The sequence below is a fragment of the Amycolatopsis sp. FU40 genome, assembly GCF_021903635.1.
Lineage (GTDB): Bacteria > Actinomycetota > Actinomycetes > Mycobacteriales > Pseudonocardiaceae > Amycolatopsis > Amycolatopsis dendrobii.
On the sequence record NZ_CP091381.1, the window covers coordinates 3332923 to 3357263 of the forward strand.

The 24341-nt window shown below is 70.6% G+C and carries 20 protein-coding genes and 1 riboswitch; of the genes, 9 read left to right on the top strand and 11 right to left on the bottom strand.

Features of this window, described 5'->3' with window-relative positions:
• Positions 1 to 156: 156 nt before the first annotated feature.
• A complete protein-coding gene (locus L3Q65_RS16250; protein ID WP_237600161.1) occupies positions 157 to 921 on the bottom strand; it encodes a sulfite exporter TauE/SafE family protein in 765 nt (254 codons plus the stop codon).
• Between the two features lie 185 nt (positions 922 to 1106).
• Between L3Q65_RS16250 and L3Q65_RS16255 the strand changes: the two genes are divergently transcribed.
• The gene (locus L3Q65_RS16255; RefSeq protein ID WP_237600162.1) at positions 1107 to 4196 is read left to right on the top strand and encodes a discoidin domain-containing protein; all 3090 of its coding nucleotides are present in this window, start codon (positions 1107 to 1109) and stop codon (positions 4194 to 4196) included.
• Here L3Q65_RS16255 and ribA read toward each other — a convergent pair.
• Positions 4180 to 4815 (bottom strand): GTP cyclohydrolase II, encoded by a 636-nt coding sequence (ribA, locus tag L3Q65_RS16260; protein WP_182888821.1) that lies wholly within the window; start codon positions 4813 to 4815, stop codon positions 4180 to 4182. The genes L3Q65_RS16255 and ribA overlap by 17 nt on opposite strands.
• 99 nt (positions 4816 to 4914) lie before the next feature.
• Between ribA and L3Q65_RS16265 the strand changes: the two genes are divergently transcribed.
• On the top strand, positions 4915 to 6063 hold the full coding sequence (locus tag L3Q65_RS16265) for an epoxide hydrolase family protein (RefSeq protein ID WP_182888820.1): 1149 nt from the start codon (positions 4915 to 4917) through the stop codon (positions 6061 to 6063).
• 17 nt (positions 6064 to 6080) lie between these two features.
• Here L3Q65_RS16265 and L3Q65_RS16270 read toward each other — a convergent pair whose 3' ends face one another.
• From L3Q65_RS16270 to L3Q65_RS16280, 3 genes are all read right to left on the bottom strand, one after another.
• Positions 6081 to 6812, bottom strand: coding sequence for an FHA domain-containing protein (locus L3Q65_RS16270; protein ID WP_182888819.1), 732 nt, complete (start codon positions 6810 to 6812; stop codon positions 6081 to 6083).
• Positions 6813 to 6919: 107 nt separating this feature from the next.
• Positions 6920 to 7744 carry an FHA domain-containing protein gene (locus L3Q65_RS16275; protein ID WP_182888818.1) on the bottom strand — a complete coding sequence of 275 codons (825 nt, stop codon included), beginning with the start codon at positions 7742 to 7744 and terminating at the stop codon, positions 6920 to 6922.
• Positions 7741 to 9531, bottom strand: a complete 1791-nt coding sequence (locus L3Q65_RS16280) for a serine/threonine-protein kinase (protein WP_237600163.1) — start codon at positions 9529 to 9531, stop codon at positions 7741 to 7743. The genes L3Q65_RS16275 and L3Q65_RS16280 overlap by 4 nt, the downstream gene beginning before the upstream one ends.
• 152 nt (positions 9532 to 9683) lie before the next feature.
• Between L3Q65_RS16280 and L3Q65_RS16285 the strand changes: the two genes are divergently transcribed.
• The 3 genes from L3Q65_RS16285 (at position 9684) to L3Q65_RS16295 (ending at position 12009) form a co-directional block, all read left to right on the top strand.
• The gene (locus tag L3Q65_RS16285) at positions 9684 to 10448 is read left to right on the top strand and encodes a right-handed parallel beta-helix repeat-containing protein (RefSeq protein WP_237600164.1); all 765 of its coding nucleotides are present in this window, start codon (positions 9684 to 9686) and stop codon (positions 10446 to 10448) included.
• 170 nt (positions 10449 to 10618) lie between these two features.
• Positions 10619 to 10882 (top strand): DUF3040 domain-containing protein, encoded by a 264-nt coding sequence (locus L3Q65_RS16290; protein WP_182888815.1) that lies wholly within the window; start codon positions 10619 to 10621, stop codon positions 10880 to 10882.
• A 65-nt stretch (positions 10883 to 10947) separates the two neighbouring features.
• On the top strand, positions 10948 to 12009 hold the full coding sequence (locus L3Q65_RS16295) for a DNA polymerase IV (RefSeq protein ID WP_237600165.1): 1062 nt from the start codon (positions 10948 to 10950) through the stop codon (positions 12007 to 12009).
• Positions 12010 to 12065: 56 nt separating this feature from the next.
• A riboswitch (S-adenosyl-L-homocysteine riboswitch) is annotated at positions 12066 to 12143 on the top strand.
• 37 nt (positions 12144 to 12180) lie between these two features.
• Here the strand turns inward: L3Q65_RS16295 and L3Q65_RS16300 are convergent.
• Positions 12181 to 12939, bottom strand: coding sequence for a trans-aconitate 2-methyltransferase (locus L3Q65_RS16300; RefSeq protein ID WP_237600166.1), 759 nt, complete (start codon positions 12937 to 12939; stop codon positions 12181 to 12183).
• 104 nt (positions 12940 to 13043) lie between these two features.
• Here L3Q65_RS16300 and ahcY point away from each other — a divergent pair, with 104 nt between their 5' ends.
• Positions 13044 to 14504, top strand: coding sequence for an adenosylhomocysteinase (gene ahcY / locus L3Q65_RS16305; RefSeq protein WP_182888812.1), 1461 nt, complete (start codon positions 13044 to 13046; stop codon positions 14502 to 14504).
• Between the two features lie 174 nt (positions 14505 to 14678).
• On the opposite strand, the gene L3Q65_RS16310 is transcribed toward ahcY, so the two are convergent.
• The 4 genes from L3Q65_RS16310 to L3Q65_RS16325 form a co-directional block, all read right to left on the bottom strand.
• Positions 14679 to 14885 carry a hypothetical protein gene (locus L3Q65_RS16310; RefSeq protein ID WP_101440497.1) on the bottom strand — a complete coding sequence of 69 codons (207 nt, stop codon included), beginning with the start codon at positions 14883 to 14885 and terminating at the stop codon, positions 14679 to 14681.
• A 247-nt stretch (positions 14886 to 15132) separates the two neighbouring features.
• Positions 15133 to 16005, bottom strand: a complete 873-nt coding sequence (locus tag L3Q65_RS16315; protein WP_182888811.1) for a Ku protein — start codon at positions 16003 to 16005, stop codon at positions 15133 to 15135.
• Between the two features lie 97 nt (positions 16006 to 16102).
• Positions 16103 to 16330, bottom strand: a complete 228-nt coding sequence (locus L3Q65_RS16320) for a hypothetical protein (protein WP_182888810.1) — start codon at positions 16328 to 16330, stop codon at positions 16103 to 16105.
• Between the two features lie 399 nt (positions 16331 to 16729).
• Positions 16730 to 17401 carry a VOC family protein gene (locus L3Q65_RS16325; protein WP_220506565.1) on the bottom strand — a complete coding sequence of 224 codons (672 nt, stop codon included), beginning with the start codon at positions 17399 to 17401 and terminating at the stop codon, positions 16730 to 16732.
• Between the two features lie 416 nt (positions 17402 to 17817).
• Between L3Q65_RS16325 and L3Q65_RS16330 the strand changes: the two genes are divergently transcribed.
• The 3 genes from L3Q65_RS16330 to L3Q65_RS16340 all read left to right on the top strand — a co-directional run bounded on the left by L3Q65_RS16330 (position 17818) and on the right by L3Q65_RS16340 (position 22295).
• Entirely contained in the window at positions 17818 to 18444 is a 627-nt protein-coding gene (locus tag L3Q65_RS16330) for a TetR/AcrR family transcriptional regulator (protein ID WP_237600167.1), read from the top strand.
• A 40-nt stretch (positions 18445 to 18484) separates the two neighbouring features.
• Positions 18485 to 20218 carry an ABC transporter ATP-binding protein gene (locus L3Q65_RS16335; RefSeq protein WP_182888807.1) on the top strand — a complete coding sequence of 578 codons (1734 nt, stop codon included), beginning with the start codon at positions 18485 to 18487 and terminating at the stop codon, positions 20216 to 20218.
• Between the two features lie 187 nt (positions 20219 to 20405).
• Complete coding sequence (locus tag L3Q65_RS16340) at positions 20406 to 22295, top strand: ABC transporter ATP-binding protein (protein WP_220506621.1); 1890 nt, start codon at positions 20406 to 20408, stop codon at positions 22293 to 22295.
• Between the two features lie 293 nt (positions 22296 to 22588).
• Here the strand turns inward: L3Q65_RS16340 and L3Q65_RS16345 are convergent, their stop codons facing one another.
• Positions 22589 to 24337 carry a pyruvate dehydrogenase gene (locus L3Q65_RS16345; RefSeq protein WP_237600168.1) on the bottom strand — a complete coding sequence of 583 codons (1749 nt, stop codon included), beginning with the start codon at positions 24335 to 24337 and terminating at the stop codon, positions 22589 to 22591.
• Positions 24338 to 24341: the final 4 nt, after the last annotated feature.

Sequence of the window (24341 nt, forward strand, 5' to 3'; positions counted from 1 at the left end):
CGCCGACTATGCCCGCAGGTGCCGCCCCGCGTCAGCCCGAACGGGTCTGCCGCGCCGAAATCCCGGTGCGGGAGAGCCTGCGGCGGTGTGGCGGAAGATAGCGCACGGACGGGATCGGGCCGGCGGCTGAGCCGGTTCGATGATCAGCGGGCCGGCTCAGCCCGAGTACGCCTGCCAACCCAGCACCACCGCCAGCGAAAGCCCTCCCAGCCCGATCGCGATGCGCAGCGGCGTCGCGGGCAGACAGCGCACCAGGATCGAGCCCAGCCACGAGCCCGCTACCGAACCGAGGCACACCGCGATCGCCGCGGGCCAGAAGACTTTGCCGGTGCAGGCGAACACCAGCGCGGCGATCAGGTTCGCGGTGCCGGTCGCGATGTTCTTCGCCGCGTTCGTGCGGGCCAGCGACTGGCTCCACACCGTCGTCAGCAGCGCGAGCATCAGCACCCCGGCCGCGGCCCCGAAGTACCCGCCGTACACCCCGACCAGGAAGGCCGCGATCCCGGTGAGCGGGCCGATTCCGCGGTGCTCGCTGTGCTCGGCCATCCGCCGCAGCCGCGGACCGGCCATCAGCACGACCGACGCGCCGCCGATCAGCCACGGCACTACGACGGTGAACGCGTCCGGCGAACTGACCAGCAGCACCAGCCCGCCGCACGCCCCGCCTGCCGTGGTGATCAGGCACAACGGCAGCAGGCGGCGGCCTTGCCCCTTCAGCTCCGGGCGCGCGCCGACGGCGGCTCCGGCGGTCGTGCCCAGCATCGCGACGGTGTTGGTCATGTTGGCGACGACCGGCGGCAGCCCGGCGGCGAGCAGCGCCGGGTACGACACCAGCGACGCGAGGCCCGCGGTCGCGCCGGTCAGCCCGGCCCCGACCCCGGCCAGCACGAGAAGCAGGAATCCGCCGGGGCCAGTGATCACGTTGTCATCTCAGCACGCCGCTCCCGGCGGCCTCAGGCCGGGCCGAAGCCCAACGGCGAAACGTATAGGGTGTTATACGACATTGTCCGAAACCGGACGGGATCGGCCGCGAGGGTTGCCCGGCCGCCCGGCCGCCGCAGAGAATCCGCGCTGACAAGGTTGTCAACGGCTCTGGAGGACGCGGGATGGACCGGTTCACCCGGCGGCAGGCGCTCGGCTTCGCGGGCGCCGGAGCGGTGGTCCTCCTGGCCTCGGGAACAGCGCGGGCGGCGTCCCGGCCCGCGCCGGATCCCGTCGCCGCGACCTACCTGCGGGTCCTCCTCCGGCACACCCGCTGGGCCGAGCAGCAGTTCGACACCGCTGCCGGGATCTACCCGGCCCGCGACTTCACCTTCGCGGTCGTCCTCGGCAACGCGCTCCTGCTGACCCGCGACGGTTACGACGCGAGCGTCGCCGGAGTCGACCGCGAAACCCTGCGCGCGCACACCCTCGCCACGATCAAGCACTTCGCCGCCTCGAACCGGCTCACCGGCGGTGCCGAGTGGGGCCGGAAACTGTTCTTCGACACCACTTTCCAGTCCTACTTCCAGCTCGCCGCGCGTCTCTTGTGGACAGACCTCGACGCGGCGACGCGACGGAACGTCGAGCGCATCGCCACCGAACAGGCCGCCTACACGACCAGCCTCGGCACCGGCGACGACCCCGCCTCCGGCGACTGGACGCCCAACGGCCTGCGCGGCGGCTACGTCGGCGACACGAAGCTGGAAGAGATGGGCGTCTACGCGCAGTCGCTCGCCCCCGCGCTCGCCTGGGCGCCGAACGACCCGCGCGCCGCGGAATGGCGCGCGGCCTTCGGTTCCTGGAGCCGCAACGAAGGCGGCCTGCCCGCCGCGGATCTGGCGAACCCGCGGCTCGTCGACGGCAAACCGGTCAGCGGCAACACCGCGACCAACCTGCACGACACGTTCCTGGTCGAGAACCACGGCTCGTTCGGCCCGCACTACCAGGAAGAACTCTGGCGCACGTCCGGCCGCAACGCGATGCACTTCCTCACCGCCGGCGCGCCGCTGCCCGAGGTCCTCACCGCGCAGCCGAACGGCGAACTGCTGTGGCGCACCATGCTCCTGATGACCAGCGACGCGGGCGAACCGCTGATGCCGATGGTCGCCGACCGCGAACACCTCTACGGCCGGGACGTCCTCCCGCTGGCCTTCCGCGCCCAAGTGCTCGGCGACCGCCACGCCGCCTGCGCCGAGGCCCGGCTGGCCGCGCGGCTGGAGCCGTACCAGGCGTACCCGCCGTCCGACCGGATCACGAAGTTCTCCGGCGAACCCAAGTACGAACCGGAAGCCCGCGCCGAACTCGCCATCAGCTATTTGCTGCACGAATGGCGCGCCGAGCACGGAGGCCCGGTCAGTGCGGTGCGCAAGGAAGAATTCGACGCCCACGCCGCTCGCGCCGCCGACTTCGGGACCGGACCGGGCCTGCTGGCGCACCGCTCCCCCGCCGCGTGGGCCGCGACCGTCACCAAACCCGGGTTCGTGAAATTCGCCTGGCAGCCGAACCACGACGACTGGCTGTTCGTCCTCGGCGGCGCCAACCCGATGCTGCTGCCCGCCACGAACGTCGCCGTGCGCGAACGCCGCGCCACGACGTACCGCAAGGTCCGCGACGGATTCGACGGCACCCTCGGCGTCCTGCGCTTCGACACCGGGTACGCCGCACTCGCCACGCTCCCCACCGGTGCCGCGGTTTACGCCAGCACCGGCGTCGCGCCGGACGAAGGCGTGCTCAACGTCTACAACCTGGCCATGCCAGGCGTTCCCGGCCTCGACGGCGATCGCGCCTACACCGCTGCCGAGGGATCGGTGACGCTCCCCGCGCAGTCCGGGCCGGCCGGCGCGCGCACCGACGACCTGGCCTTCCCGCCGGTGACGGCGCGCCACGTGCGGATGCTTGGCGTGCAACCGGACCCGCAGTACGGCTACTCGCTCTGGTCGTTCGAAGTCCATGACGGCAACGGCCCCGATCTCGCCCTGGCCGGAACCGCGTCCGCGTCCTCGGCCGCGCCGGGCAAGGAGGCGAAGTACGCCGCCGACGGCGATTCCGCCACCCGGTGGGCAGTGTCCACATCGGACCGTCCGCGCGCGGACAGCTGGCTCGCCGTCGATCTCGGTGCACCGCAACGGGTCGATCGGGTCCGCCTGAGCTGGGAGGCCGCTGCCGGGCGGAAGTACCGGATCGAAACGTCGCCCGACGGCGCCGCCTGGACGTCCGTCGCGACCTATCCGACGCCCGCGCTGCACAGCACCGGCGGCTGGCTGGACATCGACGGCCGGGCCGGGATCGTCGTCACCAGCCCGAACCCGCTCACCGTCACGAACGACCACGTCACGCTGTCCGCCGGGCCGCCCGCGCCGCTACTCGCCGAGCTGTACCCCGGCCGCGCGGACCTGCCGAAACTCGCCCGGCGCGCCCGCGCCAGCGCGACCGGAGTCCACGTAAGCATCACCGACGATTTCCTCGTGCTGGCCAACCTTTCCGACCGCTCCGCGACCGGAACCGCTTCCCTGCCACAGGATCGCACCGCGCTTCTCCTCTACCGAGGCACGCAGACAGTCACGACGTCCGGCAGCTCGTTCGGCTACGAACTCGCCCCCGCCGAAGGCCGGGTCGAACCGCCGCGATTCACCGTGCGCGGCAAGTCCGGCAGCGCCGTCCCACCCGGCCTGAGCGCGGTAGTGCACGACGCCAGCCGCGTCGACCTGACCGCCCCGGCCGGACTTCTTCCGGCAGTCGTGACCGTGACCCCGACCGGCGGCCGTCCGCGCACAGTCGCGCTGCCGCCGCGCCAGACCGTTCCCGTCGTGTTCGCCGAGACCCGGCCGTACCCGCTGAACGACCGCGCACTCGGGTGCGCGACCTTCCCCGCCGAACCGCTGCCGCCCGGGATGACCAGCCCGGACGCGGCCGTCGACGACAACCCGGCGACAGCATGGCAACCCGGCCCCGGCGGCCGGTTGGTGGCGGACCTGGGCGCACCACTGCGGATCGCGACCGTCGAACTCGCCTGGACCGCCGGCCGAGTGCCCGCCACCGTCGTCGAGACCAGCACCGACGGCATCACCTACGCCGAAGCCGCCCGTCCGGACCGAAAACGCACCGCCTCTGTCACGCTGCCCCAGCCCGTCCGCTACCTGGCCCTCCGCACCCTGGACTGGCGACGAGGCGACGCCAGCCTCACCCGGATCTCCGCGCTCACACCGCCGAACTAGCCGGCCACTCCTCGAACGGCAACGCGAGCGTGTGCCCGGTCTGCTCGGCTTTCGCGCGCAGGTACCGCACGTTGTTCTCGTTCGCGAAAACCCCGGTGCGGACGCGCTCGCGCACATCGAGGCCGTGCCGCGCCAGCTGGGCCGCCTTGTCCGGGTTGTTCGACAGCAGATCCAGCTGCTGAACGCCGAACAGGCTGAGCATCTGCGCGGCCGCGGTGTAGTCGCGCGCGTCCTCGGGCAGGCCGAGCGCGGAATTCGCCGCGTAGGTGTCCAAACCGGAATCCTGCAGCGCGTAGGCGTCGAGCTTGTTGTACAGCCCGATTCCGCGGCCTTCCTGACGCAGGTAGAGCAGGTACCCGCCTGCCTCGGAAATCCGCGCGACCGACTCCGCCAGCTGCGGGCCGCAATCGCAGCGCGCGGATCCGAAGACGTCTCCGGTGAGACATTCCGAATGCAGCCGCACCAGCGGCACCGGGCCGGGTTTGCCCAGCACGAAGGCAAGATGCTCGAGCCCGTCGGACAGCCCGGCGAACGTGACCGCCTCGGACTCGACCGCGGGAGCGTCGCCGAACCGCAGCGGGATCCGTACTCGCGTGCGCACCTGTGGGACTGTCGTCATCGGGCAACTCCTCTCCCCCTCGATGATTCCGACCCTACCCAGAACCGCCGGCAAAACCGCGGCCCCGGAGTGCGGCCAAGGTCACGTAGGCTCGCGGGCATGGCCGACCGCCCCGAATCGTTCGCCGCCGAAACCGATCCCGCGCAGCTCGCCGACCTGCGCGCCCGGCTGCGCGCGACCCGCTGGCCGGACGCGCCGGAAGACGGCTGGGCGCTCGGCGCGGACGTGAGCTACCTGCGCGAACTGATCGCCTACTGGGCAGAAGAGTTCGACTGGCCGAAGCAGGAAGCCGCGCTCGCGCGGCTGCCGCGGTACCGCGTCCGGATCGGCGGATCCCGGATCCATTTCGTGCACGCCCGCGCGGTCGCGCCGAGCGGGCCGGCGCTGCCGCTCGTGCTGACCCACGGCTGGCCGGATTCGTTCTGGCGCTATTCGAAAGTCGTCCCGCTGCTCGCCGACCCCGGCGCCCACGGAGCCGACCCGGCGGACGCCTTCGACGTCATCGTCCCGGACCTGCCCGGCTACGGATATTCCGACCGCCCCGCCGGCCCGGCGCCCGATTCCGTCGCCGTCGCCGGGATGTGGGCCGAACTGATGACCGTCCTCGGCTACCCGCGCTTCGCCGCGGCGGGCGGCGACATCGGCAGCAGCGTCAGCCGCTTCCTCGCCCTCGACCACCCGGACCGGGTCGTGGCCGTGCACCGGATGGACGCCGGGCTGCCCGCGTTCGTCCCGGACGACGCGACGCCCGAAGAACGCGAATGGCTCCAAGGCGCCGCGGCCTGGGGCGCGGCCGAGGGAGCGTATGCCGCGATGCACCGCACCAAACCGCAGACCGCCGCGGTCGGGCTCACCGATTCGCCTGCCGGGCTGGCCGCGTGGATCGTGGAAAAGCTTCGCGCGTGGAGCGACTGTGGCGGGGAGGTCGAACGCGCTTTCACCAAAGACGAGATCCTTGCCAACGTCACCATCTACTGGCTCACCGGCACCATCGGCTCAGCCATGCGGATGTACCGGGCCAACGGCGCGATCCCGCCGGAACAGCATGCCCGGCGGGTCGAAGTGCCGTCCGGTTTCTCGCTGTTCCCGGCCGATCTCGTCCGCGCGCCGCGCGCGTGGATCGACCGGGTGGCCAACACCGTCCGCGTCACCGAACCGGAACGCGGCGGGCACTTCGCGCCGTTCGAGGAGCCGGAGCTGTACGCGCGGGAACTGCGCGACTTCTTCCGCCCGTTCCGGCAGGGATAACGCCTGTTAGAGGCGACCTAGCTCCCCCACGTGGACGGCATCCCCCCTTCCTCTTCCACCGGCGGCAGCTCCGGCGACAGCAACGCCAGATCCGGGGGCACCAGCACCGCCGCCGAAACGAGCGCCGCCACCAGGTCCTCGTCCGGCGACCCCGGCCGGAACCGGTACCGCACCGCATCCAGCACCCGCGCCACCGCTTCCGCGGTCCATCCGCCGTCCGGATCGAGCGTCGACAACCGGTGCGCGGCCAGCGAAACCGGCACCGGACGCGGTCGTTCCTCCTGCCGCAGGAACGCGCGCGCGACCATCGCCAGCACGAGCCGTTCGTCCGGCCGCAGCCGCCCGGCCGGGACCGGCGGCGGCGTCCCGTCGGCGATCCGGATCTCCAGCACGTGCTCGCGGTCCCCCGAACCGCGCGCGTACACCGGGAGATAGCCGGGCGGCAGCGGAACCGGCGCGGCCCCGGCGAACACCAGCCGCGACCGCGGCAGCCGCAGCGGAACCTTGCCGGTCGCCCGCACCCACCACCGGCCCGCGTGCCGCTCCAGCACGCCGTGGCGGCGGCTGACCCGGCGGTCGTCCTCGCCGAGCGGCACCGTCACCTCGGCGGTGTTCCGCCCGAACGTGACCGGCCCCCGCGCCGCCGGCGGCACCAGGACTCCCCCCGCGCGCCCCAGCACCGCCAGCGTGCCCGGCGGCGACGCGAACCCGAGCGCGAGGCTCGGGTGTCCCGCGGGCAGCGTCCGCATCGCCTCCCCTGCCACGGACACCCCCCGCGGAGCCGCTGCCGGACCCCGGCCGGGCGGCCGCGACGGCCCGCCGGGGGCGCGGGACCGGATCCGCCGCGCACCGCGAGTCAAGCAGGAGGGGCCGGGACCCCTCCCGGATCGTCCCCGGGTTCGAGCAGCGCCAGGTCCGGCGGGACCAAGGACGTCGAGAGCAGGAGTTCCTTGATCAGGTTGTCGTTCAGCGCGTTCCCGACCGGTTCGCCGACCTCTTCCCTGGTCAGCCCGGCCACCCCGGCGCGCGCCAGCCGGGCGCGCACGGCTCCGACGAGGTGTTCGACGCGCTTGGCGCTCCAGCGCGCCTCCGGTTTCAGCTCGGACAGCTGTTCCGCGACCTGCCGCCACGCGAGCGGCTGCGGATACTGGTCCTGCAGCAGATACCGCTGCGCGAGCGAGACGAGCACGAGCCGTTCGTCCGGCGTGAGCCGCCACATCCGCGGCGGTTCGGTGACGTCCTGCGGCCGCGAATCCGGGCGGCGGCCGTCCGCGCCCGCGACGTACACCTCCAGCAGGTGCTCGCGCCCGGCCGAACCGCGCACGAACGCCGCGGTGTAGCCCTCGGCCAGCGGCACCGGTTCCTCTTCGGGAAACAGCAGCCGCGAACCGGGCAGCCGGATCGGCAGTTTCCCGGTGTTGTGGATCCACCAGGAATCCCGGCGCCGCACCAGGAATCCCTGTTTCCGGCTGACCTTCCGGTCGTCCTCGCCGACACACACGTGCACGTCGTCGCGGTTGCGGCCGAACAGCACCTGCCTGCCGTCGCGCGGCGGCATCCGCACGCCGCCGGTCACCGCGAGCGCGAAGATCGTGCCCGGCGGGGAAGGCGGGACGCCGTGCGCGAGGCTGCCGTGGTCCGAGCCCAGTTCTTCCGGCGGGCCGCCGGGAAACGCGGTCATGTCTTCGGCAGCTTTCCGGCCAGCGAACCGGCCAATGCGGACACCGGCGCGCACAGCCGCGCCGAGGGCGGTGTCCCGTGCACCACGACCCGAAGGCGTTCCACCCTCGGGTCTCCGTGCGCGTCGGTGTAGGGACGGTAGACGAGAACCGCCTGGCAGGTGTCCGTCGCGAACTCGTCGGTTTTGAGATACGCGTCGTGCCCGCCGATCTGCACGAGCTGGCCGGTCGTGCTGTCCGGCGGCTGGTCCCGGTCGAACATGACGGTGACCGAACGGTCGCTCGCCTGGCTCTTCCAGTCGCACCACCAGCCGCCGAAACCGCGGCTGATCCGGACCGGGGCGGCGACTCCGGCCGCCGAGGAAACCGAGAGCGAGTCCAGCAGGGAGCACGCGTCCACGTTCGCCAGCGAACCCGCCGGGAACGCCGTCGTGCGCCGGGGAACCCCGGCCGCTGCCATGGCTTTCGTCGCCGAGGCGACCGCGGTGTCGGCGGCCCGGCACAGGTCGAGGTGGTAGCCGTCGTCCTGCTTGGCCGTCACCTGCACCACGAACCGGTCCTGCAACTGGATCGTCCGCTCGCACTTGTCCGGCGACGCGGCGCCGAAAACCGGGAACGGCCCGGACTTCGACTGCGTGCCCTCCATCGCCGAACCGGGCGGGTCGTTCAGCTCCACCAGGACGTCCGCTTGGCGGTCGCCTTGGTGCAGGATCACGTCGCAGCGGTTGAAGTTCCCGTAATCCGGGACGGCCTCCGGGTCGCCGAACGGTTTCAGCGGGGCCGGGTCGACCAGCCGGCACGGGTCGGCGGCCCGCGGATCGGGACCGATGCCGAGCTTCGCCTGCGCCACCGGGGCGACCGGCGGGCTCGCGTCGGTCTTGGCCGGACGGGTCGCGAAGTACGTGGCGACCACGACCGCGACCGCCGCGACCGCCACCCCGGCGATCAGCAGCCCCCGCCGGCCGCGCGGCCGCGGCGGAACGGCGACCGGCAGCGCGTCGATCCCCTCGGCCAGCAGTTCGCCCGCCGACACCGCGGCCGGCCGTTCCGCGGGGTCGCGCCGCATCAGCAGTTCCAGCGTCGGCGCGAGACCGTCCGCGTGCCGCGCGCGCGGCACCGCGCCCTCGGCGACCCGGCGGATGGTGGCGTACTCGTTCCCGCCGGAGAACGGCGGCGTGCCCTCGACCGCGGCGAAGAGCGTTGCCCCCAGGGAAAAGACATCCGACGCCGCGGTGGGCGGATGCCCTTGCGCGACCTCCGGGGCGAGGTAGTCCGGCGTGCCGCCGATGAGCGGCGAATCGGTGACCGTCTCGTCCGTGCGGACCGAACGGGAGATGCCGAAATCGGTGAGCTTCGCACGGCCGTCCGAGGCGATCAGGACGTTGCCCGGCTTGACGTCGCGGTGCACGATGCCGTGCCCGTGCACCGCGCCGAGCGCAGCCGCGATCTGCACGCCGATCTCGGCGACCGTCCGCGCGGGCAGTCTTCCTTCCGCGGCGAGGATTTCGGCGAGGCTGCGCGAGGGGACGTACTCCATCACCAGCCACAGCTCGTCCCCGTCGGCGGCGACGTCGAAGAAGGTGACCACGTTCGGGTGCAGCACGCCGGCCGCCAGCCGGGCCTCGCGGCGCAGCGTCCGCCCGCTCACCACGTCGGACAGCCGGGCCTGCTTGAGCGCCACCTCCCGGCCGAGCCGGTCGTCGTGCGCCCGCCAGACGACGCCCATGCCGCCGCTGCCGACGCGCTCCAGCAGCCGGTACCGGTCCGCGATGAGCTGGTCCGCGTGCACCGACGCTCCCCTCGGCGTGGTCCGACCCCTGTGAGGTAACTCGCAGTAACGATACTGCATCGCGCACGTCCGCAGAAAGCGGCCCGGGACCCCTCCCGCCGTCCGGCCCTATCTTCGCCGCGTCCCCCGTCCGAGCGAAAAAGAGGAGACCCATGCGCACCCTCGTCCTGGCCGCCGCCGCGGTACTGGCCGTCGCCTTCGCTCCGCCCGCGCACGCCGGTTCCCGGCTGCACATCACCGCCGGCGGCACCCCGGACCACCCGCGGGTGTATTCCGGCGGCGGGAGATCGGTCCCCGGCATCGACGTCGACGCCGACTGGGTCGTCGTCGACGGATTCACCCTCGAAAGACCGTCCGCGCCCGGCGTCGAAATCCGCGGCAACCACGTCACGCTGAAGAACACCAGGATCACCGCCCCGCAAGGCGGGGACGGCGACGGCATCCGGTTCTTCGGCGACTACATCGCCATCGAGCACAACACGATCAGCCAGACGTCGAACCGCGACGGCGCGCACGCCGACTGCATGCAGACGTTCTCCAGCGACAGCCCGCCGAGCAACCACGTCCGGATCGAAGGAAACCGCTGCGAGAAAATCGACAACATGTGCCTGATGGCGGAAGGCCCGAACGACGGCGAGGGCGACGGAAAGGGCCACACCACCGATTTCCTGGTCAAGGACAATTTCTGCGAAACACTCGTCGCCTCGCAGACGCTGATGTTCGAGGACGTCCAGCAGGCCGCCATCACCGGCAACACCTTCGCGGCGGGCCCGGACCACGCGATCGGCTTGGCGATCCGCTCCACCGGCGCGCGCGTCGAAGGCAACCGCGTGGATCCGTCGATCCCGTGCGAGGTCGGCATCGACGATTCGTCCCGGGAGGGTTATTCCGGACCGGAGCCCGCTTGCGCTCCGTGACCTTTGTGGAGACCTTTGTGGACGGTCCGGCCGACAGCGCACCGTGACCGGAAACGCCCGGTTTCGCGCGGGGTTCGGGCAGTCGGGTGAATCGAGGGTGACGCGGTTCACCAGGCGACGGGCCGGGTACTTCCTCCGAGACGGCACGCGGGCCGCCGAAGGAGACCTCCATGCTCAGTCACCACGAACGCGTCGAGCTGGACAAGATCGAGCGCTGGTTCGAAACCAGCGACCCGGAACTGGCCGCCGCCCTGCGCCGCGGCAAACCGGCCCGCTCCGCCGCGCTGCTGACCGCCTTCGCGATCCTGCTGGACGTCGCCGCGTGCGGCCTCCTCGTCGCCGGCATCGCCGGGTCGAGCCCCGCGCTCACCGTGTGCGCCCTGTTCGCCGCGGCGGGCGGGGTGGCGGCGCACGTCGCCCGCTGCCGCGGGTGACCGGCTCGTGAGCGGCGATCCCGGTTAGAACCGGGATCGCCGCTCACGAGCCCAGCGCCCTCCGGATGCGCCGCCCGCCCCGCGCACCGCACACTGGTCCGGTGTCCGACTGGGTGCTGCACGTCGATCTCGACCAGTTCATCGCCGCCGTCGAGGTGGCGCGGCGGCCGGAGCTGCGGGGGCGGCCGGTGATCGTCGGCGGGAACGGCGATCCGGCCGAGCGCGCCGTCGTGGCGACCGCGTCCTACGAGGCGCGCGAGTTCGGCGTCGATTCCGGGATACCGCTGCGGCTGGCCGTCAAACGCTGCCCGGACGCCGTCCTCCTCCCCGTCGACGCCCCGGCCTACCAGGAGGTCTCCGACCGCGTCATGGCCCGGCTGCGGGAATTCCCGGTGGTCGTCGAGGTGCTCGGCTGGGACGAAGCCTTCCTCGGCGCGACCGCCGGCGATCCCGAAGCGCTCGCCGCGGAAATCCGGCGCGGCGTCGAGGAGGAAACCGGGCTCTCGTCGTCGGTCGGAATCGGCGACAACAAGCTCCGCGCCAAACTCGCCACCGGTTTCGCGAAACCGGCCGGAATTTACCGGCTCACCCAGGAAAACTGGTGGGACGTCATGGCGGAAAGGCCCACCGACGCGCTGTGGGGAATCGGCCGGAAAACCGCGAAGAAACTCGCCGAGGCCGGGTACTCCACCATTCTCGGCCTCGCCGCGGCCGACCCGGACGCGCTCGCCGCGCGGTTCGGGCCGAAGCTGGGGCCGTGGTATCGCCTGCTGGCAGGCGGAATCGGCGACGCCGAGGTGAGCGCGACTCCGTACGTCGCGCGTTCCCGAAGCAGGGAAACGACATTCCAGCAAGACCTCACCGACCCCGACGCCATCGCGAGCGAGACCGCGGCCCTCGCCCGACGCGTCGCGCAGGACGTCGCCGACGAGGGACGTCCTGCGGCGCGGGTGGCGGTCAAGGTGCGATTCGCGCCGTTCCTCACCCACACCCACAGCGTGACGCTCCCCGCACCGTCCTCGGATCCGGCCGTGCTCGCCGCGGCGGCGCAAGACCTGCTGGGCCGCTTCGCCTTCGGCAAACCGGTGCGGCTTCTCGGCGTTCGGGCGGAGTTCCCGCGCGCTTGACAGGTCCGGACCGGGCTTGCCAAGGTGGAACGGACGCGCCCGCCGGGGCGCGGCTCCGGGCCGAGAGGCGCTGCGACGGGGTTTCCCCGCCACGCTCGGCCCGCGGGACTCAGAGCGAAGGGCGCCTCCTGGTTCAGGAGGTGTCGCGTGCCACTGGCGATTCCGGCCGGCTCAGCACCGTCGCGCGAGATGGGCCGTGTGGTCGGCGATCATTTCGACCGTCTCCGGAAGCACCTGCCGGATCCGCGGGAAAACCTGCTCCCGCACCGGATCCGGCAGCACCCGGTACGCCGAAACCGTGGACAGCAGGCCGATCAGCTCGTCCGCGGTCAACGTCATCCGCTGCCGGACGACGACTTGCCGGACGTCGGCGAACAACTCGGACCGCTCGAGTTCCGTGCCCGGCCACTGCAGTGCGCTCTCCGGCGGCGTGCCGTCCGGCGACGGGAGGTCCGCGCTCTCCAGAAACGGCGCTTGAGCCTCGTCGATCGCTTTCCGCACAACGGGATCCGCCGGTCCGAACGGTCCGCCGAAGGACGCGAAGACCCCGCCCGGCGCGAGCAGGGCGGCGATGCGCGGCCACCGGCCCGCCGGGTCCGTCCAGTGCAGCGCGGCGGCCGAGTACACCAGTCCGTACTGCCGGTCCGGCCGCAGGTCTTCCAGCGCGCCGCGGCGGGTCCCGACGCCGGGAGGCAGGTGCTTGCGCAGTTCGGCGAGCATCGCCGGATCCGGGTCGGTCGCGGTGACCGCGATCCCCCGTCCCGCGAACAGCCGGGTCGCTTTCCCCGTCCCCGCCCCGATTTCGAGGGCGTCGGCCACCGGCGCACCCGCGTAGTCCAGCACTTTTTCCGCTAGCTCGGCGGGATATCCCGGACGGTACCGCTCGTACTCCTCCGCCACCGCCCCGAAACTCAACGCGCGTTCTGCCATGCCCGCCATTCTGGCCTGATCCGCACCGCGCGCGCCTGCCTTTTCGCGCACCGGCACCGTGCCCGTGCCCCGTTATGCCCGAAAACCCCGAAAGGAACGGAAAAATGTCGCCCACCCTGCGTACCGTCGACGCCTTGGAGTTCGCGGTCGCCGACCTGTCGCTCGCCGCGGCCGGACGCATCCAGCTCGACCTCGCCGAGCACGAAATGCCCGGCCTGATGGCGCTGCGCCGCGAGTTCGCGGACTCCCAGCCGCTCAAGGGCGCGCGCATCGCGGGTTCGCTGCACATGACCGTGCAGACCGCGGTGCTGATCGAAACGCTCGTCGCGCTCGGCGCCGAGGTGCGCTGGGTGTCCTGCAACATCTTCTCGACCCAGGACGAGGCGGCCGCGGCGGTCGTCGTCGGCCCGGACGGAACGCCGGAGCGTCCCGAGGGCACCGCGGTATTCGCGTGGAAGGGCGAAACCCTCGACGAATACTGGTGGTGCACCGACCAGCTGTTCCGTTTCCCCGGCGGCGAACTGCCGAACATGATCCTGGACGACGGCGGCGACGCGACCCTGCTCGTCCACAAGGGAGCCGAGTTCGAGAAGGCGGGCGCGGTGCCCGCCGCGCACGAGGACGACCCGGAGGACTACCGGATCCTGCTGCGCACTCTCGCGGCGAGCCTGGCCGAGGACCCGCAGCGGTTCACCCGGATCGCCGGGGCGATGCGCGGGGTCACCGAGGAGACCACGGCGGGCGTGAACCGGCTTTACCAGCTCGCGGCCACCGGAGAGCTGCTGTTCCCGGCGATGAACGTCAACGACTCGGTCACGAAGTCGAAGTTCGACAACAAGTACGGAATCCGCCATTCGCTCCCGGACGGCCTCAACCGCGGCACCGACGTGATGATCGGCGGGAAGTACGCCGTCGTGTGCGGGTACGGCGACGTCGGCAAGGGCGCGGTCGAGGCGCTGCGCGGGCAGGGCGCGCGCGTCGTGGTGACCGAGATCGACCCGATCTGCGCGCTGCAGGCCGCGATGGACGGGCTCGACGTGGTCGAACTCGACGACGTCGTGGAGCGCGCCGACATTTTCCTCACCACCACGGGCAACTTCGGCATCATCTCCGCCGCGCAGATGGCCCGGATGAAGCACCAGGCGATCGTCGCGAACGTCGGCCACTTCGACAACGAGATCGACATGGCCGGGCTGGCGAAGATCCCGGGCATCGTCAAGACCGAGGTCAAACCGCAGGTGCACACGTGGCGGTTCCCGGACGGGCACGCCATCATCGTGCTGTCCGAGGGCAGGCTGATGAACCTCGGCAACGCGACCGGGCATCCGTCGTTCGTCATGTCCGCGTCGTTCGCGAACCAGGTCCTCGCCCAGATCGAACTGTTCGGCAAGCCGGGCGACTACGCGAACGACGTGTACCGGCTGCCGAAGCACCTCGACGAGAAGGTCGCGCGGCTGCACCTGGACGCGCTCGGCGTCCGGCTGACCAAGCTGAGCAAGGAACAGGCGGAGTACATCGGCGTCGACGTGGACGGGCCGTACAAACTGGACCACTACCGCTACTGACCGCTTCGCCGGACGCTGCGGCGAGAAAGGGGTCCTCCGGCTCCGAGGGGGAGGGAGAGCCGAAGGACCCCCGGTAGTGTTAGCACATCGCCAAGCAGCTTGTACACGGCCAGGTACCCGATCGGGTAAAGCCGCCCCGGCCGCGCTCCGTGGCGGCCGGGGCGCCGCCGGAGCTCAGGAAGCCTGCCGCAGCAGGGATTTCTCCGCTCCGGTGCAGGCGCACCCGGCGTCGAGGGTGTGACAGTCGATGATCAGGCCGTGCCGGACCCGGTCCAGGTCGAGGCAGGACGGATCGGTGCACTCGGCGAACCCGCGGTCCGGGTGGACCACCAGGGTGCCGTGACAGTGGTCGATGCCGCTCGTGCAGAACGCGCACTCCATGCTCAGCCGCCTTCCGCTCAGGTATTCGAGTCCCCGGCGCCGATGCGCTCCGGGGCCGGACTCCTCTTTGGTACCACTGGAAATCTCGCCGTCGCAGGATACCCGGCGGCGTGTCGGCGCCCCGGTCCGGTGAAGTCCGCCGCAGTCGCTCACCGGGCGTGACGACCGGCGTTTTCCGGCCGACAGCAGTGAAATTTCACTGTTCCGGGTCGTGGAACAGCTCGCCGCGCGCCGGCGGAACCCCCGCTCAGGCGCTCTTCGGCCGCCGAGCCCGCGCCGCCGGTTTCTTCGCCGCCGCTTTGCCTTCGCCCGCGGCCTTTTTCGTCTCCTTGGCGGGCCCGCGGGTCTTCTTCGCCGCCGACACGCTGGCCTCCAGCGCCGCCATCAGGTCGACGACCTCGGCCTTCTCCCCCTGTTTCGGCGCGCCGACCGTCTGGCCGCCGCCCGCCTTCGCCTCGATCATCGCCTCGAGCGCTTCCCGGTAGGAGTCCGAGTATTTCTCCGGTTCGAACACCGGCTCGGACAGCGAGTCGATCAGCGACCCCGCCATCGTCACCTCCTGCGCGCGGACCTGCGGCGGATCCTCGTGCAGGAACGGGAAATCCGGGACACGGACCTCGTCGGCCCACAGCATCGTGGTCATCACGAGCACGTCGTCCACGACGCGCAGCAGCGCCAGGCTCTCCCGCTGGCGCACCGCGACCTTCGCGATCGCCACATGGCTCGCCTTCTGCAGCGCGTCGCGCAGCACCACGTACGGCTTCACCGCGTTCTTCTGCGGCTCCAGGTAGTAGGTGCGGTCGAACCGGATCGGGTCGATCGACTCCAGCGGCACGAATTCGAGCACGTCGATCGCATGCTGGGTGGGCAGCGGCAGTTCGGCGAGGTCGGCGTCGGTGATCACGACCATCTCGCCGTCGGGCAGCTCGTAGCCCTTGGCGATGTCGGAGTAGGGCACCTCCTCGCCGTCGATCGAGCAGAACCGCTTGTACTGGATCCGCCCGCCGTCGGCGACGTGCACCTGGCGCAGCGACACGTTCTTGTTCTCGGTCGCCGCGTACAGCTGGATCGGGATGCTGACCAGCCCGAAGGACACCGAGCCCTTCCACATCGACCGCATGGCGCGCACCTCCGCCGAGTTCGCCGGTCCGTATTCACGCTCGGTGACCACCGTAGCCGCGATCGTCCGAATCCGACAGTCCGCGCAGGTCCGGGGGCTACGCGCAGGCGCCGCGCGTGCGCAGCCGCTTACCGGCGGCCGCCTCCGGGTCCGGGGCCGGGAAATCCGGCGCGATCGGCCGGTCCCCGCAGACCCGCCCGGTCCGGTCGGCGTCGGCGACGCCGGTGACGAGGAGATACGTCCGCGGCGCCGGCGCCGACGGCTGGGCCGCGACCAGTCCGGCACCGAGCAGCAGCACGACGGCCGCGGCCGACGCTCTGCTCAAGCCGGAGCACCCGGGAAATGCGGGTTCTCGATCACCCCGACCAGGTTCCCGTCCGGCGCGGTGCGGATCCCGCCGCCCAAATCGGTCACTGCCGAGTGCTCGGCCGCGCCCTCGCCGACCCAGCTTCGCCACCGCGGCTTCCACCTCCGGCACGCCCCAGTACGTCACCGGCCCGTCGCCGTTCTCCGCGCGGCCGTTCGGGTCGAGCGCCAGTTCGTACCCGTGAACGCGGCAGCCGACGCAGAACGGCTCGCCGAAGTACGGCGGCACCCCGAGCATCCGGGTCCGCCGCTCCTTGGCCGCGGCCAGATCGCCGACCGGCTACACGATCGTGCGCAGTCCGTCGAACATGTGTTCATCCTGGCACGAAACGGCAGGTGCGCTCCCGAAAACGCGTCGCTACAACTCGGCCGGGTCCCTGCGCAGCGCGACCTCGCGCCCGGACGCGGTGCGCACCGTGACCGCGTGCACGCCCGGCCGTCCGGACACGACCGTCAGCGGCAACCGGTCGAAGGTCTCGGCGCCGATGTGCTCCCGCAGTTCCCCGGCGTCCGCACCGATCTCCAACCCGGTCACCGCTGCCCCGCGCTCACCGTCCTCCGCCGCCCCGCGATCAGGGTTGGCGGCCGGATCCTCGCGGTAAAACCAGTTCGGCAGGCCCCGCCGCCAGCACGTGTCGAGTGCGCGGCCGGGGCCGGGCGCGGTGGTGATGATGCGCTGGGCGCCGTCCGGCTGGACACGCCCGGGAAGCCGCGCCACCTCGCCGCCGAGCCGCTGCGCGACCTCGGCCATCTCGTCGAGCGTGTCGGCGCGCAGGCTCCAGAACATCCACCGGTCGCCGTCCGCGACCACCCGGTCGAACCACGCGACCCCCTCGTCCCGCTCGGCCGCCGGGGCAGTCACCGCCTCGACCTCCAGGTAGACGTCCCCGCCGAGCGGGAAGATCGTGTTCGCGATGCCTGCCGCGAAGGCGCCCCCGTCGTAGCTGGCGAGCCCGGTTTCCTCCCGCACCCGGCGGACGCCCTCGCCCAGGTCGCGGGCGCCGAGGCAGAAATGGTCAAGGTGGAACATGCCGGTCCTTTCCGGATTCGCCGCGGAACCGGGGGTTCGCGGGCGGCCGAAAGTTGCCAAACGAGTGTTCAGATATCTGCCGGACACAGGCTAGGGAGCCCGGGAAGCGCTTGTCCACCCTCTTGATCAAGGTTGCCGCCGAGGAGGACGAACGGGGATAAGCCGTTGTGTTTCAGGCGAAACCGAGCGAACCGAATTCGTCGGCGAACGCGGTCGCGGCGTCCGTGCCGGCGTGCTCGGCGAAGTTCGGGAAAACCTGCGATCAACCCTCACGAGGGCCGGGGTGACGCGCCAGTGACAGCGGACCGCGACGATCCTTCCGTGTCTCCAGCCGCCCCGCCCCCTGCGAGAACGCAACTTTTCGCGGTCCGCATAATTTTTCGCATCGCGCAACTTTCGCTGCTACTCTCGGCCCGGTGACCTCCACCGCCCCTCTGGGCCTGCGCGAGCGCAAGAAACGGGCCGCGCGAAGGGCGCTCGCCGAAGCCGCGCTGCGGATCGCGCTCGAGCGGGGCGTCGAACAGCTTCGGGTGGAGGACATCGCGAACGAGGTGGGCGTGTCCGCGCGCACCTTCAACAACTACTTTTCCAGCAAGGAGGAAGCTGTCTGCGCGTTCGTCGTCGAACGGCAGGAGCGCGTGCGCGAAGCGCTTCTGGCGAGGCCCGCCGACGAGCCGCTGTGGGACGCGGTCGTCAACGCGTCGATCACGCGGTTCGCCGAGGACGAACGCCCGAAGCGCGAGGACGTGCGGCGGGTTCGCGCGATGATGGAGAACGGCGGCTTGTTCGCCGAGATGCTGCGCGCGTACGCCGCCGTCGAACGCGTGCTGGCCGACGCCATCGCCGAACGAGCGGGCGAGCACGCAAATCCGTTGCACGCCCGGCTGATGGCGAGCATTGTGCAGAACGCTTCGCGCATCGCCTTCGACACCTGGCTCAATTCGGACTCCGACGACGAAGAGTTCGTATCCGCCTTCACCGGCCTCCTGCGGGAGGCAGCCGCCGGGATGCCGGCACTGGCCGCGTCCGGCGCGGCCCGCTAGACCCGAACCGACGCCACTTTTTTTGGGGGAGTGCCCGACCGTGCTGGTCAAACTGTTGCGCAGCTACCTGCGCCCGTACCGGGCCGCGCTGTGGCTCGTCGTCGCGCTGCAACTGGTGCAGACGATCGCCGCGCTGTACCTGCCCACGCTCAACGCCGACATCATCGACGGCGGCCTCGTCAAAGGCGACACCGGCTACATCGTGAAGACCGGCGGCGTGATGCTGCTGATCACGCTGGTGCAGATCGCCGGGTCGATCGGGGCCGTCTACTACGGTTCCCGCATCGCGTCGGCGGTCGGCCGCGACATCCGCGCCGGAGTCTTCCACCGCGTGCAGGATTTCTCCGCCCGCGAGATCGGCAAATTCGGCACGCCGTCGCTGATCACCCGCACCACCAACGACGTCCAGCAGATCCAGCTGCTCGCCGGCCTCACCTTCACGCTGATGGTGTCCGCGCCGATCATGTGCGTCGGCGGCATCCTGCTCGCGCTGCAGCAGGACGTCCCGCTGTCGTCGCTGCTGGTGGTCATCGTGCCGGTGCTGGGGGTCGCGATCGGGCTCATCGTCATGCGGATGCGCTCGGCGTTCCGGCTCATGCAGGTGCGCCTCGACCGGATCAACCAGGTCATGCGCGAGCAGATCATGGGCATCCGGGTGATCCGCGCGTTCGTGCGGGACCAGCACGAACGCGAGCGTTTCGGCCGCGCCAACGACGAGCTGTTCACCGTCTCGCTGCGGGTCGGCAGGCTGATCGCGCTGATGTTCCCCACCGTGATGCTGGTGGTGAACGTGTCGAGCGTCGCCGTGCTGTGGTTCGGCGGGCAGCGGGTCGACAGCGAGGCCATGCAGATCGGCGCGCTCACCGCGTTCCTGGCCTATCTGCTGCAGATCCTGATGGCGGTCATGATGGCCACCTTCATGTTCATGATGGTGCCGCGCGCGGAGGTCAGCGCCGAGCGGATCACCGAGGTGCTGGACACCGAATCGAGCGTGCGTCCGCCGGACGAGCCGCAGCCTGCCGGAGCCGAGCGCGGGCACCTCGACCTCACCGGCGTCGAATTCCGGTACCCCGGCGCGGAAAAGCCGGTGCTGCAAGACGTTTCCCTCTTCGCGCGGCCCGGCGAGACCACCGCGATCATCGGCAGCACGGGCAGCGGGAAAACGACGCTGCTCAACCTGATCCCGCGGCTGATGGACGCCACCGAGGGCTCGGTCCGGGTGGACGGCGTGGACGTGCGCCGGCTCGATCCGGCGGTGCTGTCGTCGGTGGTCAGCATGGTGCCGCAAAAGCCGTACCTGTTCGCCGGCACGGTCGCCAGCAACCTCCGCTACGGCAATCCGGACGCGACGGACGAGGAGCTCTGGCACGCGCTGGAAGTCGCGCAGGGCAAGGACTTCGTGGAACGGATGGAACAGGGCCTCGACTCCCCCATCGCCCAGGGCGGCACGAACGTCTCGGGCGGGCAGCGGCAGCGGCTCGCGATCGCGCGGATGCTGGTGCACCGGCCGGAGATCTACCTGTTCGACGACTCGTTCAGCGCGCTCGACTACGCCACCGACGCCGCGCTGCGCCGCGCGCTCGCCGACGAAACCCGCGACGCGACCGTCGTCATCGTCGCGCAGCGGGTCAGCACGATCCGCGGCGCGGACCGGATCATCGTGCTCGACGACGGCCGCGTCGTCGGCACCGGAACCCACCACGAGCTGATGGACACCAACGAAACCTACCGGGAAATCGTGCTTTCGCAGCTGACCGAGCAGGAGGCGGCGTGAGTACACAATCGCGTCAGCCGACTCACGACGCCGGCCGGGTGCGGGTGTCCCGCAAGACACAGGAGGCGGCGTGAGCGAGGAAACGAAAACCGCCACCGCCCGCGACGAAGACGAACCAGCCGCCGTCGCGCGCGACAAGACCCGGCCGCAACCGGCAGCGGGGCCCGGCCGGATGATGTCGGCGGGCATGCCCGCCGAGAAAGCGCTCGATTTCAAGGGCTCGCTCGCACGCTTGCTGCGGCTGCTGCGCCCGCAACGAGCGGCGCTGGCCGGAGTCCTGGTGCTCGGCGCGATCGGCGTCGCGCTGACCGTGCTCGGGCCGAAGGTGCTGGCCCGCGCGACGGACCTGATTTTCGCCGGCGTGACCAGCAGGCATCTGCCCGCGGGCGCGACCAAGGAGCAGGTGATCGAGGGCCTGCGGGCACGCGGGGAAAACACCCTGGCCGACATGTTCACCAGCGTCGACCTGATGCCCGGCCACGGCGTCGACTTCACCGCGGTCGGCCAGGTGCTGATGATCGTGCTGGCGCTGTACGTCTTCGCGTCGTTCCTGGGCGTCATCCAGGCGCGGCTCACGACGAACCTCGTGCAGGGCGCGGTGTTCCGGCTGCGCCAGGACATCGAGGAGAAGTTCGCGCGGCTGCCGCTGCGCTATTTCGACCGCCAGCCGCGCGGCGAGGTGCTGAGCCGGGTCACCAACGACATCGACAACCTGGCGCAGTCGCTGCAGCAGACGCTGTCGCAGATCGTCACGTCGCTGTTCACCGTGCTGGGCGTGCTGGTGATGATGTTCGTGATCTCGCCGCTGCTGGGCGCGATCGTGCTGCTGACGGTGCCGGTGTCGGTGTTCGTCGCGGCCAAGATCGGCAAACGCGCGCAGCCGCAGTTCATCCGGCAGTGGTCGACGACCGGGAAGCTCAACGCGCACATCGAGGAGATGTACTCGGGCCACTCGCTGGTGCACGTCTTCGGCCGCGGCAAGGAGGCCGAGGAGGTCTTCCGGCAGCAGAACGAGGCGCTGTACGAGGCGAGCTTCAAGGCGTCGTTCATCTCCGGCACGATCCAGCCGGGCATGATGTTCATCGGCAACCTGAGCTACGTGCTCGTCGCCGTCGTGGGCGCCCTGCGAGTCGCTTCGGGCACCCTGACGCTGGGCGACGTGCAGGCGTTCATCCAGTACTCGCGCCAGTTCAGCCAGCCGGTCACGCAGATCGCGAGCATGGCGAACCTGCTGCAGTCCGGCGTCGCCTCGGCGGAGCGGGTGTTCGCGCTGCTGGACGCCAAGGAACAGGAACCGGAGCCGGAGCACCCGCAGCGCCCCGAGGTCGTGCGCGGGCAGGTCGAATTCGAGCACGTGTCGTTCCGCTACCTGAAGGACACGCCGCTCATCGAAGACCTGTCGCTGTCGGTCGACCCCGGCCACACCGTCGCGATCGTCGGCCCGACCGGCGCGGGCAAGACCACGCTGGTCAACCTCCTGATGCGGTTCTACGAAATCGACGGCGGCCGGATCACCCTGGACGGCGTCGACATCAAGGCGATGGACCGCGAGGAACTGCGCTCGAAGACCGGCATGGTCCTGCAAGACGCCTGGCTGTTCGGCGGCACGATCGCGGAGAACATCGCGTACGGCGCGGACAACGTGACCCGCGAACAGGTCGTCGAAGCCGCGAAGGCAACCTACGTGGACCGCTTCGTCCGCACGCTGCCCGACGGCTACGACACAGTCCTGGACGACGAGGGCGGCACCGTCAGCGCGGGCGAGAAACAGCTGATCACCGTCGCCCGGGCGTTCCTGGCGAGGCCGGCGATCCTCATCCTGGACGAGGCGACCAGCTCGGTGGACACTCGCACCGAGGTCCTGATCCAGCACGCCATGAACTCCCTGCGCACCGGCCGCACGAGCTTCGTGATCGCCCACCGCCTCTCCACCATCCGGGACGCGGACGTCATCCTGGTGATGGAAAACGGCAACATCGTGGAGCAAGGCAACCACGAAACCCTCATCAACGCAGGCGGCGCCTACTCCCGCCTGTACGCGGCCCAATTCGCGGAAGCCATGGCCGAAACCGAATAACCGCGGCCAAAAGTACGTGAGGGGAACCCTGAGGAAATCAAGTCAACGAGGGTTCCCCTCACGCACCCTCCGCCCGCCACCCCCAAACCGCAGCAAGCGCACCCAACCCACCAAGGCACCCACACCTCCCCCACCCCGATACAAAGCCAAAAACACGGCGCGGGAGTGCTTGTCAAGGCATCTTTCCCGCCTTGACAAGCACTCCCGCGCCGTAGTCACACTAAAAAATCGGGGTGCCCAAGCAACCACTCACGAGGCAATGTCGCCGCCAGGCGACGAGCCGCCCTCCCCCCTCAAGGCCGAGGAATATTCCGCAAATTAGACTTGGCCAACTCCAGCATCTTCCCCACACCCCCGCTCAACACCGTCTTGCTGGCCGCCAACGCAAACCCCTTAACCTGCGCAGCAGTAATATTAGGCGGAATAGACAACGCATTGGGATCCGTAACCACATCCAGCACCGCGGGCCCGTCATGCGCCAAAATATCCCGGATCCCGTCCCGAACCTCCCCGGGCTTCTCCGCCCGCCGCGCATACAACCCGGCCGCCCGGGCAATCCCGGCGAAATCGACCTGATCGTGGTCGGTACCGAACTCCGGCAGCCCGTCCACGAGCATTTCCAGCTTCACCATTCCCAGCGAAGAGTTGTTGAACACCACAGCCTTGACCGGCAAGGCGTGCGTCTTGAGCGTCAACAACTCCCCCATCAGCATCGCGAGCCCGCCGTCCCCGCACATAGCGACCACCTGCCGCCCAGGATCCGCGGCCTGCGCCCCGATCGCATGCGGCAACGCATTAGCCATGCTCCCGTGCACGAACGACCCGAGGATCCGCCGCCGCCCATTGGGCGTGATGTACCGAGCCGCCCACACATTGCACATCCCGGTGTCCACAGTGAACACCGCGTCCTCAGCCGCTTCCTCGTCCAGCACATCCGCGACAAACTCCGGATGCAACGGAATATGCTTCGAAACCTCATTCGTATAAGCGTCGACCACCCGCTGCAGCCCCCGCTCGTGCTTCCGCAGCATGGCATGCAGGAACGACCGGTCCTCCCGCTTCCGCAACCGAGGCAGCACGGCCCGGATCGTCGCCCCGACATCCCCCTGCACCCCGAACTCCAGCACCGACCGGCGTCCCATCCGCGACGGATCGATGTCCACCTGCACGGTGTTCCGCTGCGGCAGGAAGTTGTCGTACGGGAAGTCCGTCCCCAGCAGCAACACGAGATCAGCCTCGTGCATCGCCTCGTAACAGGCCCCGTACCCGAGCAGCCCGCTCATCCCCACATCGAACGGATTCGAGTACTGCACGAACTCCTTGCCCCGCAAGGAATGCCCCACCGGAGCCCCGGCGGCCTCGGCAAGCGCGAGCACCTCGTCGTGCGCGTCCCGGCAACCGGCGCCCGCCATGATCATCACCTTCTCCGCCCGATCGATCCGATCGGCGAGGCGAGCGATGTCGGCCTCGGCAGGCACCACGGCGGGCGGGCTCCCCAGCGAAGCCGACTCCCCCGTGGCATGCGCGGCGGGCTCATGCGACACGTCACCGGGCAGCACCAGCACCGCAGCCCCGCGACGCCCGACCGCGTTCTGCACCGCGATCCGCGCGAGCCGCGGCATCTGCTCCGGCGAGCTCACCATCTCGCAGTAGTGCGAGCATTCGGCGAACAGCTGCTGCGGATGCGTCTCCTGGAAGAATCCGGTCCCGATCTGGGTGGACGGGATGTGCGACGCGATCGCGAGCACCGGCGCCCCGGAGCGGTGCGCGTCGTAGACCCCTTGCAGCAAATGCAGGTTGCCCGGCCCGCAGCTGCCCGCGCACACCGCGAGCCGTCCGGTGAGCTGCGCCTCGGCCGCGGCGGCGAACGCGCCCGCCTCCTCGTTGCGCACGTGCACCCAGTCGATCCCGCCGCGCGCCGAACCCCCGGTGCGGCGCACCGCGTCCACCACGGGGTTGAGGCTGTCGCCCACCACCCCGTAGATCCGGCGCACCCCGGATTGCACCAGAACGTCGATCAACTGGTCGGCCACCGTCGCCATGCTC